The organism is Edwardsiella sp. A.80236, from assembly GCF_044540725.1.
In the GTDB taxonomy this organism is placed as follows: domain Bacteria; phylum Pseudomonadota; class Gammaproteobacteria; order Enterobacterales; family Enterobacteriaceae; genus Edwardsiella; species Edwardsiella tarda.
Window position 1 is genome coordinate 24,908 of record NZ_JBIUCY010000007.1, and the last position, 13,354, is coordinate 38,261.

Genomic DNA, 13,354 nt, shown 5'->3' on the forward strand with positions numbered 1-13,354 from the left:
GTGGCGGAGAGGAGCCTGCGGCGAGGCGCAGGCTCCTATTTTCTAGGGTTAAACTTCTTTTAATTTGGCGGTGAAGTGGCGGAGAACCTTCGGCTCGTAAATAAACTCCAGTCCCTTAATATTCTTGGCATTCTGTTTGATCTGTTGGAATGCCTCGATAATAAAATCCATATGCGTCTGGGTATAGGTCGCGCGAGGAATGGTCAGACGCAGCAATTCGGCTGGGCAGGGTAGTTGTTTACCGGTCTTCGGATCGCGGCCGAGTAAGAAGGAGCCGATTTCGACGGCGCGGATTCCGGCCACTTTATACAGTTCGCAGGCCAATGCCTGGGCGGGGAATTGCTCGGCGGGGATATGCGGCAACAGCTTACCGGCATCGACGAAGGCGGCATGTCCCCCGGCCTGCTGGCAGGTGATGCCGATCGCCTCCAGCCCATCGACCAGGTATTGCACCTGGGCGATGCGGTAGGCGAGCCAGTCCTGGTTCATGCCATCGTGCAGCCCGACGGCTAGACGCTCCATGGCTCCGCCTTCCAGGCCGCCATAGGTCGGGAAGCCCTCTTGCACCACGCACAGCGTGCGGCATTCGGTGTAGACGTCGAAGAAGTGCTCATCCTTAAAGCACAACAGACCGCCCATCGGCACCATGGCATCTTTCTTCGCCGACATGGCCAGCATATCGGCAAACTTGTAGGTTTCGCGAGTGATCGCCTCAATGCTCCAATCGCGATATTCCGCCTCGCGTTGCTGGATGAAGTAGGCGTTTTCGGCAAAACGGGCCGAGTCCATCACCACCGGGATGTCGTACTTCTGGGCGACGGCATACATCGCCTTCAAGTTAGCGATGGAGACCGGCTGGCCCCCCGCCGAGTTACAGGTGATGGTTGCCACGATATAGGGCACATTGTTGGCCCCGACCTCACGGATACCTTGCTCCAGCTTGTCGATGTCGAAGTTGCCTTTAAAATCATGGCGTGCGGCGGTATCGAAGGCCTCTTCGATGTAGACGTTACGGATGGTACAGCCGTTAATCTGGCTATGACCCTGGGTGGTGTCGAAGAAGTAGTTGGAGAAGGCCACCATCTTGTTTCTATCCAACCCCTTCTCTTGTTCACGCTTCCTGATCAATACCGGGATGTAAATCTGTTCGGCACCGCGTCCCTGGTGGGTTGGAATGGTGTATTGATAGCCAAAGATCTGGTTAACGGCATCGGCCAGCGCGTAGTAGCTACGGCTACCGCTATAGGCCTCGTCGCCACGCATCATGGCGGCCTGCATACTCTGCGTGACGGCGCCGGTGCCGCTGTCGGTGAGCAGATCGATAAATACGTCTTCGCTATCCAGCAGGAAAGGGTTCATCCCCGATTTGACGATCGCCAGCTCGCGATGTTCACGCGTGGTTCTTTTCACTGGCTCAATAACACGAATACGGAATGGTTCTGGTAAATGTTTAAAGTTATCCATGGTGCTTACCCTTTTAGCTATACAGGTAGGGGGTTCTTTACCGGCGATAAAGAACGCTATAGATAAATAAAATATAGGGCGAATGCGCGTGAATATAACGAAATAGTTATATCGTAGAGCGCATGTCTATAGAGCAAATCCCGCAATACGTTATCCTATGCGAGTTTGTCAACGGTGTAAGTGTCGCGGATGAGATATTAAGAAAAGAATTCGACCAGGATGGTGTCGAGATTAAACCACTTGCTAGGAATGTATGTTTCACATAGCTTTTTCATGATATGCAAACATCCTTAGTGACTTTTGTAAGTATAAAATGCACACAGCCAATTTATTTGTCTATTGCTATATTAGTTAATTGTGATGGAATTCACGCGCCACAATTTAACTTCATCATTTCTCAGATAAAGTTAGATATTATTTTTAACGTTAGTTTAGCGAGGTAATACCCCGGGTGATAATTCTGACGAGCAAAGGATTAAGGATGAGGTTAGCGCCGCCTTGGCCGGGCAGCGCGTGTATTACATCATGTTCATCTTGGTAAACACGATTCCCATTCTGTTAGTGACGGGGGCATGGGGGGCGTCCCCTTAACGCTGTTGCCGATATTGCCCAGGGGTGAGGCCAAACTACTGGCGGAAACGGGTGATAAAGGCGCTGATATTGGCGTAGCCGAGTTGGAGCGTGACGGCGCTGACCGCGTCGCCCTGGGCTAACAGCGGCAAGGCGTGTAATAGGCGCCGTCGCTGCCGCCAGGCGGTAACGTGCATCCCGGTCTCCTGCACGAAGCGGCGGCTGAGCGTGCGGCGGGAGAGGCCGACCACATGGGCCCACGCCTCGGCGCTGCGGGGATCTGCCGGTGTCTGTGTCAGGGCGTAGGCGATGCGTTGCAGGCGGGGAGCGCTAGGGTAGGCCAGGGCCAGAGGTGTGGCAGGAAGCGTCACGATCTCATCGAGGATCACCGCCGCCAGGCGTTGTTGCTGTGCGTTGAGCCGTTACTCGTCCCATGTCAGGGCGCGTTGGAGCACCACTTGTAACTTGGATGGATCTGACGTATGAGCTCGCTGCTTGGCCGCCATGCCACGCACTGACAGCCGTGGGGGTGAGGAGGGACGGGTAGGTGGCGAGCTCTGTTCCATCGTGTGCATCTTGCGCGCTAGGCGCGGATCGCGGACGCGCCAGGGCGGTGGGAGAGATTAGTCGATCAGCCCCTGGATCGTCGCGGCACAACGGCTGGCCTCGAAGGGGATGATGTCACAACGGGCCAAGCCGTGCTGTTGGAACGGATCGCGCTGTAACCGAGCCTGTAAGGCCTCTAGCGACTCGCTACGCGCCAGGATCACGCCGCCATTGCGCGGAATACGTCGCCCGGAGCTCAGGAACACCCCCTGCTCATAGCCTTGATTTAACCAGTCAATATGCGCCGCCAGGTGCGCATCGATCTCGGATAGGGGTTTGATATAGGTAAGGACTACAACGTAAATAACGCTCATCGGATGATCTCGTGAAAAGAGGACAACGTGTTGCTCGGCCCACGGTGGTGCATAGTGGCGTGCTCCGTTAGGCCAGGCTTACCCGGCACCAGCGGCACCGTCGTTAAACGCTAGCACGTTAGCGCGGCAGCGTCGAATCGCGATGAGCGTTATCGGGGCTTCGGGAGGCATACGTGTGGGGCGCCGTCCCAGTGGAACAACCGGCTTGCGTGGCATTTTTAACGTTAGTCCTCCTGTCGGGGACACTATTCTCAATATCTTTTGATTTTATCATCGCGGATGATAGAAACTCTCATTATGAGAATATATTGCGTCGGTTCAGGCTCAATGATTAGAGATAGTTATCTTATGCTGATTTTTTCCCGTCAGCATTTATTTTTATTTGGGATAACCATCACAGGTATTAACCATCTGTTAATATTATCATCCAAATAAATAACATCTGGCATGATAATTGGATGTAAAAACTTTCCATGCATAGGACACTCTTTAATTTATTTATAAATAATAGTGAGGAGCGGAATAATGGGAAGCATTCCTTCAGCCTTATCAGGATGTAAGAATATTTACAATGAATACACCAAACCCGTGGTAAAGCGAACATGGGGTATCGGGAGTTTCGCCTCGCTGTGGATTGGCATTATGGTGTCGATTCCTGCCTTGATGTTAGGTACCGGTATTATACAGGTTGGTATGTCATGGTCGCAGGCACTTTTCACCGTCGTGTTGGGGCATACGATAGTGATGCTCCCCGCTGTTTTGCTGGGTCATCCTGGCGCCAAATATGGCATTAATTTCCCTCTGTTATCTCGGGCCGTATTTGGCATAAAAGGAAGTATCATACCGACCTTGGTTAGGGCTATCTTGGGTTGTTTCTGGTTTGGGGTGACGGCGTGGATTGGCGGTCAAGCCATTACTAATATTATCTCTATCTTTTTCCCAGCGTATTCCTCGCTAGGCTTTGTTTCAGCGTTTCTGTCTTTCTTTTTGTTTGTACTGCTCAATATTATCGTGGCGTTTAATGAAAACGCTGGGGTTAAATGGTTGGCAGATAAATCAGCGGTCATTTTGATTTTCCTTTCTTTACTGGTTATTCTTTGGGCGTTATCGGTGTCAGGTTGGAGTGTGAGCGAGCTTTTATCTCAACCGGCCGTCTCCGGGAAGGAGGATCTAGAAAATTTTTGGATAATATTTTTCCCTGCCTTATCATCATTTATTGCATTTGATAGTACCATTGCCTTTAACATGTCAGATTTTACCAAGAATGCTAAAAATCAACGTTCTCAGTTTTTAGGGCAAATAATTTTTGCGCCGTTAGCTACCGCCTATATCGTGTTTGTTGGCGTAGCCATGACTGCCGGGTCATCCATTGCCTTTAACGAAGTAATCTGGGATCCTGTCGTTTTAATATCAAGATTTGAAAGTCCATCCTTGGTTATTATCACTTCAGCATTTATTCTACTGGCTACACTGACGACAAACGTACCGGCAAACTTAATACCGCCAGCTAATGTGTTCAACACCTTAATATCAAACAAGGTAAAAGCTTTTAAATATTGGTATGCAGTGGTGCTGGTTGCCTTACTTTCCGTTTTTGGCATGCCTTGGAAGGTGTTGGCGGATCCCGACAATCTTATTTTTGTGGTTCTTGGTATGTTGGGTGCGCTGCTGGGACCGATTACCGGGATCTATCTGGTCTCCTACTGGATCGAGAATAAGACCAAAATCGACATGGTGGATCTCTACAAAGTGGATAGTGGCAGGTATCAGGGCGTCAATAAAAATGCGGTCATCGCCTTGCTGAGCGTTTGGGGCGGGATAATGCTATCAAAAAATATAGACGCTCTGGCTTGGCTGTATGATTCATCGTATGTTTTTGGCCTATTCTTAGGCGCGTTTGTCTATTTTGCATTGAGTAAAGTTAGCGCTAATGCGGCGAATCGGTAATCGTCAGTGATCGGCGGGAGCGTGCCATGTCGCGCTTTACGTCGAGAGATGGCCATTGATGGCAGAATGAGTCTGCCGGAGGCATGCTAAACGTAAAGCGCGCAGGGTAATGCTAGGCTGAACGGGTAAAGCCGCTTGCCGATCCTGATGCAGTTGCAGGCTTCTGACGGTGGGTTAATGGGGTCTGTTGTTGATTGCCAATTTTGAAAAAGTGGGTGGTCAATTAACCGCATGAAACGCTAGGTGGGGTGGCGTCAAAACGGTGTGGTTGCATCACATGAGGCAATTCATCACAAGAGCTGACACCTGTTTTTACTTCAACGTAATGCCTTCCGGTATGCGTTCGCACCGCTCCTAAGTGAGGTAGCGAATGCCCTGCACGCTTACTAGCGTTTGCAAGATCTGGGGGCATACTGCTTTCACGGTGAATACCTGTCTCTCGTGATATGCCTCGCCTCCCAGCGCATACCAACGCCCTTACACCCTTCATCCCAATATTGTCCAACCACATTGGGAGTGGATGGTACTAAGGTGCAGCCCTTGATAACGACCCTTACCGTGTCTTGATATACCCCGACCCTGGTATCAATAAATGAGGCTTTGTCGCTATCAAGCGCCAAAGAAGAGCGCGCAATCAATAACGAGGCGGCTCGTTGGGTCGGTCTGGCATAGGTTCACTACCAGCACGTTTTTATTATTCATTTTTACTCTTTTCTAGCGATGAATTAAGCGCTGCTTGAGATAAGACATCAGGTAAGGGAGCCTTCCACCAGTGACTCGGCTAAGGGTAGCAGGGGTTGTTGGCTGGTTTGCCGACGAGATTGGGTTCGTAAGAGGGGCGTGTGACGCATACCATGCCTGCCGGTGCCTGGCCATAATGGATATACGCTTAATCGGCTACAGTATCGCGTATACCTAAACATATACCAATAATCATCGGATTCAGCCGGATCGCCTCGGGCGATGACAAACGATAGATACAAAAAAGCCCGCCAGACTTGCGCCGGGCGGGCTTTTCACTTTCCAAATTTGGTGGACCTGGCGGGAGTTGAACCCGCGTCCGAAATTACTACGCTGTCGGTACTACATGCTTAGTCTGGTCTTTACATTCGCTTGCCAGCTGCGGACAGACACGCCACTAACAAACTAGCCTGATTAGTTTTAACGCTTCACCCCCAGGCAGGAGCTCCACGCGATCTCTTTTGGGTTTGACCTCTCTTGATCCCCGTCCTAAGAGCGGAGGCTAGGGAGAGAGGGCTCTGCGCAGGTTATTAAGCTGCGAGTGCGTAGTTTTCGTCGTTTGCGACTATTTTTTTGCGGCTTTTTACGAGGCAAACCGCCCCTCGGCATGCACCTTGAGTTTCGCAAATCCCGTCGAATCCAGAATCAGGCCCAAGTGTGTAGACGGCAGTATACCAGAGTTTACCGCCGTTGTGCCAGCCTTAGCGGTTGGCGTGTTTCATAATTCTCGCTTTGTCCTGCTTCCACTCGCGATCTTTGATGTCATCGCGTTTATCGTGCTCTTTCTTACCCTTAGCCACACCGATCTTCAGCTTGGCCCAGGCGTTCTTCCAGTACAACGACAGGGGAACGATGGTGTAACCGTCGCGGTTGGCGCTACCGAACAGACTCGCCAGCTCGCGCTCCTTGAGCAGCAGCTTACGAGTACGCGTCGGATCGCATACCACATGGCTGGAGGCGACGTTCAGCGGGGAAAAGGTGGCGCCGAACAGAAATGCCTCGCCGTTTTGCAGCAAGATATAACTTTCGCTGATGTTGGCCTTACCGGCCCGCAGGGATTTGACCTCCCAGCCTTGCAGCGACAGCCCGGCCTCGAACTCATCCTCGATGAAGTATTCGTGGCGCGCGCGCTTGTTCATGGCAATGGTTGCCGAACCCGGTTTATGTGCTTTTTTCTTTGTCATAGTAGCGTCATTATACTGTTACGACCGGCGCCTGAATACCCTTCGCCGCGGCGGGCCGCAGATTTATGGTCGGCATCCAGTGTGCGTAAGCCAATTCTCTCTGTCTAGCAATAAATGGTATTATGCCTAGGTTTACGTCGTCCAGGAATCGATATGCCCCAGATTAGCCGTTCCGCGCTGGTACCGTTCAGCGCCCAGCAGATGTATCAGTTGGTCAATGATGTTACCGCCTACCCGGACTTTTTGCCGGGCTGCGTCGGCAGCCGCATTCTGGAGAGCACGCCGCAGCGTATGACCGCCTCGGTGGATGTCTGTAAGGCGGGCATCAGCAAGACCTTCACCACCTGTAATACCCTGGACGACAGTCGTAATATCCAGATGCGCCTGGTCGAGGGGCCCTTCCGCCGCCTGATGGGGGACTGGCGTTTTACCCCGTTGAGCGAGGAGGCCTGTAAGGTCGAGTTGCATTTGGAGTTTGAGTTTACCAACAAGCTGGTCGAACTGGCCTTCGGCAAGGTGTTTAAGGAGTTGGCTGGCAGTATGGTGCAGGCGTTTACCCTGCGGGCCAAAGAGGTTTACCGTGTCTGAGATGAATATCGAGGTGGTGTACGCACTGCCGGAAAAACAGTATCTACAGCGTTTGACGTTACCGCAGGGCAGTAACGTCGAGCAGGCCATCGAGCGTTCTGGGTTGCTGAATCTGCGTAGCGAGATCGATCTGAGCAAGAATAAGGTGGGGATCTTTAGCCGCCCGGTGAAGCTCAACGATCCGTTGCATGACGGCGATCGGGTGGAGATTTACCGCCCGTTGATCGCCGATCCGCGCGAGTTGCGCCGCCAGCGAGCCGAGCGCGCCAGCAAGAAGTAACGCGGCCCTCCTCAGCGGTATAAAAAAGGCGCCATCGGCGCCTTTCTCATTATTTTTTAAACGGCTAACGATCAGTCGTTGTCGCTGTCCGCATCCGGCAGTTTCTTGCTGTTGTCGATGCCGGTCAGGATACCGTTACCGTTGAAGGTCAGGGTTAACGTCTGCTGGCTGATGCCCTCATGGCTCGGCTCTTGGCGGAAGACGTAATACCAGGTGCTGCTGCCGAAGGGATCCTGCAACAGCGGCGTACCCAGGGTATAGGCAACCTGCTGCTGCGTCATGCCACGGTGGATTTTGGCAACTTCGGCTGCCGTCAGATAGTTGCCCTGATTGATATCGGGGCGATACACCACTTTTTCCACGGTGGAACAACCGGCGGTCAGCATCACCAGAACCACGGCGGCGGCAGTCAGCATTTTACAACGCATAGTTCATTCATTCCTTTTGGACACGAAGCCAGGGTAGCTGCGGCGCAACCCTGCATCTCGCTGCAGGATTCTCTGGGCGTCGAGATTACCACGCCGACGGGAGTATAGGCAACGGCGCGGCGGGATGGTTCCCTGATTCTCGGCCTTCCCGGCAGGCGAGAGCCACGCGCCGCCGGCCGGGGGAGCCAAGCACTACCGCTTAGGCCGCCAGCAGTTCGCGTGCGTTGGCCAGCGTGTTACGGGTGACGGCGCTGCCGCCCAACAGACGCGCCAGCTCTTGCAGCCGCGCCTTCTTGTTCAACGGCTGCATGCGCGTCTCCGTCTCTGCACCGTCGGTCTCCTTGCTGACGAAGTAGTGTTGGTGGCCGCAGCCTGCCACTTGGGGCAGGTGGGTGACGCACATCACCTGGGTCGACTCACCGAGTTGGCGTAGCAGACGCCCGACGATGGCGGCGGTCGGGCCGCTGATCCCCACGTCGACTTCATCGAAGATCAGCGCCGGGGTATCCATCTTCTGCGCGGTGATCACCTGGATGGCCAGTGCGATGCGAGACAGTTCGCCGCCGGAGGCGACCTTACCCAGCGGTTGTAGCGGCTGGCCGGGGTTGGTGGTGACGCGAAACTCGATGCGATCGGCCCCCTCGGCACTCAGCGCATCCGGGGTAAAGGTGACATCGATGGCGAAGCGGCCATGGGGCATCGACAGCTCCTGCATACGGGCGCTGATCTGGCTGCACAGCTCTTGCGCATAGGCGCTACGCTGCTGGTGCAGGGATTGCGCCAGGCTGAGGGCCTGCTGATGATAGTGGCGTACATTCTCCTCCAGCAGTGCCTCGTCATCCTGTTGGCGATCCAGCGCCTGCTGCTCATCCAGCAACTGTTGATGCAGATGCGGCAGGGTTTCCGGCGCCACCTGATGCTTGCGCGCCAGGGTGATCTGGCGCGACAGACGTTGCTCCAGCTGTTGCAGGCGGGCGGGATCCATCTCGATACTGTCGCCATAGTGGCGCAGTTCGTTGCTAGCCTCATCGATCTGAATGGCGGCCTCCTCCAGCATCTCCAGCAGCGGGGCGAAACGTGCATCGTAGCTGACGAGTTCGTTCAGGCTGTGGCGCGCGCCGTGCAACAGGCTGAGGGCATTGCCATCCTCGCCGTCGGCGAGCGCCGCCAGGATCTGCTGGCTCAGGCTCAGTAGCTGGCCGCTGTTGGCCTGGCGCTTGTACTCCTCATCGATCTGCTCGAACTCGCCGGGTTGCGGGGCGAACTCGTTCAGTTCTTTCAGCTGGTACTGCAACAGTTCGCGGCGCGCCTCGCGCTCGCTGACTTGACGCCGGTGGTCGGCCAGCAGGCGCACGCTGTGGTGCCACTGGCGATAGGCCGCGCGCATCTCCTGCAGCAGCGTCTGTTGCTGACCGTAGGCATCCAGCAGGTGACGCTGATGTTCCGGTTTTAGCAGCAGCTGATGGGCATGTTGGCCGTGGATCTGGATCAACAGCTGGCCGAGATCGCGCAGCTGGGAGAGTGGCACCGCGGTGCCATTGATAAAGCCACGTGAGCGGCCATCGGCGCTGATCACCCGACGCAACAGGCACTCGTTGCTGTCGTCCAGTTGGTTTTCCTCTAGCCAGGCGCGCGCCGAGGGGGTGTCCGCCAGCGAGAAGCGGGCACAGATGTCGGCCCGAGGCATATTCATCCGCACCATGGCGGCCTCGCTGCGCCCCCCGAGGCAGAGGGTGAGGGCGTCGATGGCGATGGATTTACCGGCGCCGGTTTCCCCGGTAATGGCGGTCATCCCGCGCTGGAAGTCGATCTCCAGTTCCCGCACGATGGCAAAGTTGGATATGGTGAGCTGCGTCAGCATGGCTATTCCCCTGTACGGAATCACACTACTGTATTTAATGCCAGTATAAACTGGTTTTTTATCCAGTAAAGTGAGCGACGCAAATTTTTACCTGCCGCGCCGTGGTGTGACGCGACGGCGGGGTTAAAACAGCTTTTTCGACCAACCCAGTTTGCTACTCAGCGTGTTGAAGTAGCTGTAATTCTTAGGGTGAATCAGGTTGAGGTGATATTGGCTGCGCTGGATGAGCACCTCCTCGCCGTGCTGGATCGGCAGGGCGATCTGGCTGTCACAGCTGATCTCCAGCTCACTGCTAAAGTGGGAGAAGCGCAGGTGGATTTTGCTGTTGCTGTCGATCACCAGCGGCCGCGCCGAGAGGGTGTGAGGGAACATCGGCACCAGGGCGATGGCATCCAGGGTCGGTGCCAGAATCGGCCCGCCGGCAGAGAGTGAGTAGGCGGTAGAGCCGGTGGGGGTGGAGATGATGAGCCCATCGGAGCGTTGCGAGAAAGCGAAGGTGTCATTGATATACACCTCGAACTCGATCATATGCGCCACCTTGCCGGGGTGTAAGACCACCTCGTTGATGGCGGTGCTGCGCCGATGCATCTGCTGTTCGCGGCACACCTGGACCTCCAGGAGGAAGCGGCGCTCGTGGTTGTACTCCCCCTCCAGCACGCAGGAGAGCTGTTGCTTGGCGTTGTCGGGATCGAGATCGGTCAGAAAGCCCAGGTTGCCACGGTTGACGCCGATGACGTTGATGTCGTAACGCGCCAGGATGCGAGCCGCCCCCAGCATGTTGCCGTCGCCGCCGACCACCACCGCCAGATCGGCCCGTTGGCCGATGTCTGCCAGGGTGCCGGTCTGTGCGTTCTGTAGCTTCAAATCGCGGGCGATCTGCTGCTCCACGATCACCGAGTAGCCTTTACCCACCAGCCAGTGAAACAGCATCTCATGGGTGGCCAGCGCGGCGGGATGGCGCGGGTGCCCGACCAGCCCGATGGATTCAAAGCGTTTGTTCATGTTCCGGTTTTCCTGGTACGGACGACAGAATGACGCCCATTATGCCTGGCTCTCTTGAATCGCCAACTTTCATCCCCATAATAAGCCAAGTAGCGAGATAAATGCCAAAAACCGCGGAGAATTCCATGAGCAGTGAACAACAAAACATGACGCAAGAGCCGGCCAACGCAGAACAGGTTGAAAACGCAGAGCTTCAGGCTGAGACTCAGGCTTCCGGGGCAGAGCCGGATGCGCGTGATGCCCGCATCGCCGAGCTGGAAGCTCAGTTGAAGGCCATGGGGGACAAGGAGCGCGACATCATGCTGCGTGCCCGTGCCGAGATGGACAACGTCCGTCGTCGTGCCGAGCAGGACGTGGAGAAGGCGCACAAGTTCGCCCTGGAGAAATTCTCCAGTGAACTGCTGCCGGTGATCGATAACCTGGAGCGCGCGCTGGAAGTGGCCGACAAGTCCAATAGCGAGCTGGTATCGATGATCGAAGGCGTGGAGCTGACCCTGAAGTCCCTGCTGGACGTGGTACGTAAGTTCGGCGTTGAACAGGTGGCCGAGGTGAATGTTCCGTTTAACCCAGACGTTCACCAGGCGATGACCATGCTGCCGTCCGAGGAGCATGCGCCGAATCAGGTGATGATGGTGATGCAGAAGGGCTATACCCTGAACGGTCGCCTGATCCGCCCGGCGATGGTGGCCGTCTCCAAGGGCTAATCCCGCCCTCCGATTCAGCCTGTCCCGCCGCTATCGGGGACAGGTATCGCGCTTAACCAGCCCTCGGGCTGGTTTTTTTATGCCGGTACATCGTCCGCTTGCGGCAGCTGGGGTTGCCAATCGATGGGTGCCAGGCCCTGTTCTTGGAGCAGGCGGTTGGTGGCCGAGAAGTGGCCGCAGCCGAGGAAGCCGCGATGCGCCGACAACGGGGAGGGGTGCGGCGCCTTCAGGACATGGTGACGCTGGCTATCGATGATGCGCCCCTTCTTCTGGGCATGCGCGCCCCAGAGCAGGAAGACGATACCCTCACGTTGGCTATTCAGCGCCGCCACGACACGGTCGGTAAACTGCTCCCAGCCGAGATGGGCATGGGAGTGAGCCTGGCCGCGTTCGACGGTCAATACGGTGTTGAGCAGCAACACCCCCTGATCGGCCCAGCTCTTCAGATAGCCGTGAGGTGGGATGGTGAAGCCGGGGATGTCGTTCTGGAGCTCTTTATACATGTTTTGCAGCGAGGGCGGCGTCGCGACACCGGGGCGGACCGAAAACGACAGGCCATGCGCCTGATTCGGACCGTGGTAGGGGTCTTGCCCGAGGATCACCACCTTGACGTCGTTAAACTCGGTGAAGCGGAAGGCGTTAAATACATCCTGCTGCGGTGGGTAAATGGTCTTACCATTTTGCCGCTCGGCGGCGACAAAGGCCAGGGTGTCGCGGAAATAGGGTTGCTCTTTTTCGGCACCGATTACGTCATGCCAGGTGAGTGACGGGGTCATCTGCGCTTCCTTTGTCATTTATTCATAGCTTATCAAATAGTTGCCACTTATTCCCGCCACGCTGATTGCCTGCGTATGGCGTGGAGAGGCCATGTGGCTAGCTTACCTTGTCGCCGCAGGGAGGGAAACCGCCGCGCCGCGCATTTCTCTGCCGCTTCTTGGCGTGTGGCCGCCGCCCGGCGCTCCGATGGCGAAAAATTTACCCTTTTTTAATTATGCGTGTTTTTATCTAAATTGATGTAAAACATAAAATTGCTGATATGGTAAAAATGACAGACCGAATAAAATTGATTTAGATCAAAGAATGCGGCTGTTTTAACTGGTATATAACACATCAAGACAACATTGGTTTTACCAAATGGCCCATGATGGGGCCGCAACCCTGACCGAATTAGTGGATTTTTGCTCTATCTCAATTGGAGGCAACAAATGATTAAAGGTATCCAGATCACCCAAGCTGACAACGCCGATCTGCTGAACTCATTCTGGCTGCTGGACACGGAAAAGGGCGAAGCCCGTTGCCTGTGTGCCAAGGCGGGCTACGCTGACGATCAGGTCGTCGCACAGAGCGAGCTGGGCAACTTCGAGTACCGTGAAGTTGAGCTGGACGTCGCCCCGACCGTGCGTGTCGAAGGCGGTCAGCATCTGAACGTGAACGTGCTGCGTCGCGAGACGCTGGAAGATGCCGTGAAGCATCCGGAAAAGTACCCGCAGCTGACTATCCGTGTCTCCGGTTATGCGGTGCGTTTCAACTCCCTGACCCCGGAACAGCAGCGCGACGTTATCGCCCGTACCTTTACCGAAAGCCTGTAAGGGCGGCGGCGTAAGCCGCACGGTGGGACGCGTTGAACACAAAGGAGCCGAAAGGCTCCTTTGTTCGTTTTGCGTT

The 13,354-nt window shown here is 55.2% G+C and carries 13 protein-coding genes and 1 other RNA gene; 5 read left to right on the plus strand and 9 right to left on the minus strand.

The genetic code is table 11. The features are described 5' to 3' along the window. Positions 1-48: 48 nt before the first annotated feature. The 3 genes from tnaA to ACEQFP_RS07885 form a co-directional block, all read right to left on the minus strand. Positions 49-1,464, minus strand: coding sequence for a tryptophanase (tnaA, locus tag ACEQFP_RS07875; RefSeq protein WP_005289460.1), 1,416 nt, complete (start codon positions 1,462-1,464; stop codon positions 49-51). Between the two features lie 626 nt (positions 1,465-2,090). Further along, positions 2,091-2,405 carry a helix-turn-helix transcriptional regulator gene (locus ACEQFP_RS07880; RefSeq protein WP_226085991.1) on the minus strand — a complete coding sequence of 105 codons (315 nt, stop codon included), beginning with the start codon at positions 2,403-2,405 and terminating at the stop codon, positions 2,091-2,093. 252 nt (positions 2,406-2,657) lie between these two features. Further along, entirely contained in the window at positions 2,658-2,954 is a 297-nt protein-coding gene (locus ACEQFP_RS07885; RefSeq protein WP_005289448.1) for a YciI family protein, read from the minus strand. A gap of 525 nt (positions 2,955-3,479) precedes the next feature. Between ACEQFP_RS07885 and ACEQFP_RS07890 the strand changes: the two genes are divergently transcribed. Further along, positions 3,480-4,901: an NCS1 family nucleobase:cation symporter-1 gene (locus tag ACEQFP_RS07890; RefSeq protein ID WP_370547234.1), complete on the plus strand. Its 1,422-nt coding sequence runs from the start codon at positions 3,480-3,482 to the stop codon at positions 4,899-4,901. A 1,030-nt stretch (positions 4,902-5,931) separates the two neighbouring features. On the opposite strand, the gene ssrA is transcribed toward ACEQFP_RS07890, so the two are convergent. After that, positions 5,932-6,295: a transfer-messenger RNA gene (ssrA, locus tag ACEQFP_RS07895) on the minus strand. A 48-nt stretch (positions 6,296-6,343) separates the two neighbouring features. Then, entirely contained in the window at positions 6,344-6,826 is a 483-nt protein-coding gene (gene smpB, locus ACEQFP_RS07900; protein WP_005289441.1) for an SsrA-binding protein SmpB, read from the minus strand. A gap of 153 nt (positions 6,827-6,979) precedes the next feature. Between smpB and ACEQFP_RS07905 the strand changes: the two genes are divergently transcribed. Both ACEQFP_RS07905 and ACEQFP_RS07910 read left to right on the plus strand, forming a co-directional pair. Continuing rightward, positions 6,980-7,414: a type II toxin-antitoxin system RatA family toxin gene (locus ACEQFP_RS07905; protein ID WP_005289436.1), complete on the plus strand. Its 435-nt coding sequence runs from the start codon at positions 6,980-6,982 to the stop codon at positions 7,412-7,414. Between the two features lies 1 nt (position 7,415). Next, complete coding sequence (locus ACEQFP_RS07910; protein ID WP_005289435.1) at positions 7,416-7,694, plus strand: RnfH family protein; 279 nt, start codon at positions 7,416-7,418, stop codon at positions 7,692-7,694. Positions 7,695-7,765: 71 nt separating this feature from the next. Here ACEQFP_RS07910 and bamE read toward each other — a convergent pair whose 3' ends face one another. From bamE to nadK, 3 genes are all read right to left on the minus strand, one after another. Continuing rightward, complete coding sequence (gene bamE, locus ACEQFP_RS07915) at positions 7,766-8,122, minus strand: outer membrane protein assembly factor BamE (RefSeq protein WP_005295138.1); 357 nt, start codon at positions 8,120-8,122, stop codon at positions 7,766-7,768. A 199-nt stretch (positions 8,123-8,321) separates the two neighbouring features. After that, a complete protein-coding gene (gene recN / locus ACEQFP_RS07920) occupies positions 8,322-9,983 on the minus strand; it encodes a DNA repair protein RecN (protein WP_109728697.1) in 1,662 nt (553 codons plus the stop codon). A gap of 123 nt (positions 9,984-10,106) precedes the next feature. Continuing rightward, positions 10,107-10,985 carry an NAD(+) kinase gene (gene nadK / locus ACEQFP_RS07925; protein ID WP_005289429.1) on the minus strand — a complete coding sequence of 293 codons (879 nt, stop codon included), beginning with the start codon at positions 10,983-10,985 and terminating at the stop codon, positions 10,107-10,109. Between the two features lie 125 nt (positions 10,986-11,110). Between nadK and grpE the strand changes: the two genes are divergently transcribed. Continuing rightward, positions 11,111-11,689 (plus strand): nucleotide exchange factor GrpE, encoded by a 579-nt coding sequence (gene grpE / locus ACEQFP_RS07930; protein WP_035594747.1) that lies wholly within the window; start codon positions 11,111-11,113, stop codon positions 11,687-11,689. A gap of 77 nt (positions 11,690-11,766) precedes the next feature. Here grpE and ung read toward each other — a convergent pair whose 3' ends face one another. Next, positions 11,767-12,465, minus strand: coding sequence for a uracil-DNA glycosylase (gene ung, locus ACEQFP_RS07935; protein WP_005295143.1), 699 nt, complete (start codon positions 12,463-12,465; stop codon positions 11,767-11,769). Between the two features lie 429 nt (positions 12,466-12,894). Between ung and grcA the strand changes: the two genes are divergently transcribed. Beyond that, a complete protein-coding gene (grcA, locus tag ACEQFP_RS07940; RefSeq protein WP_005289419.1) occupies positions 12,895-13,278 on the plus strand; it encodes an autonomous glycyl radical cofactor GrcA in 384 nt (127 codons plus the stop codon). Positions 13,279-13,354 lie beyond the last annotated feature (76 nt).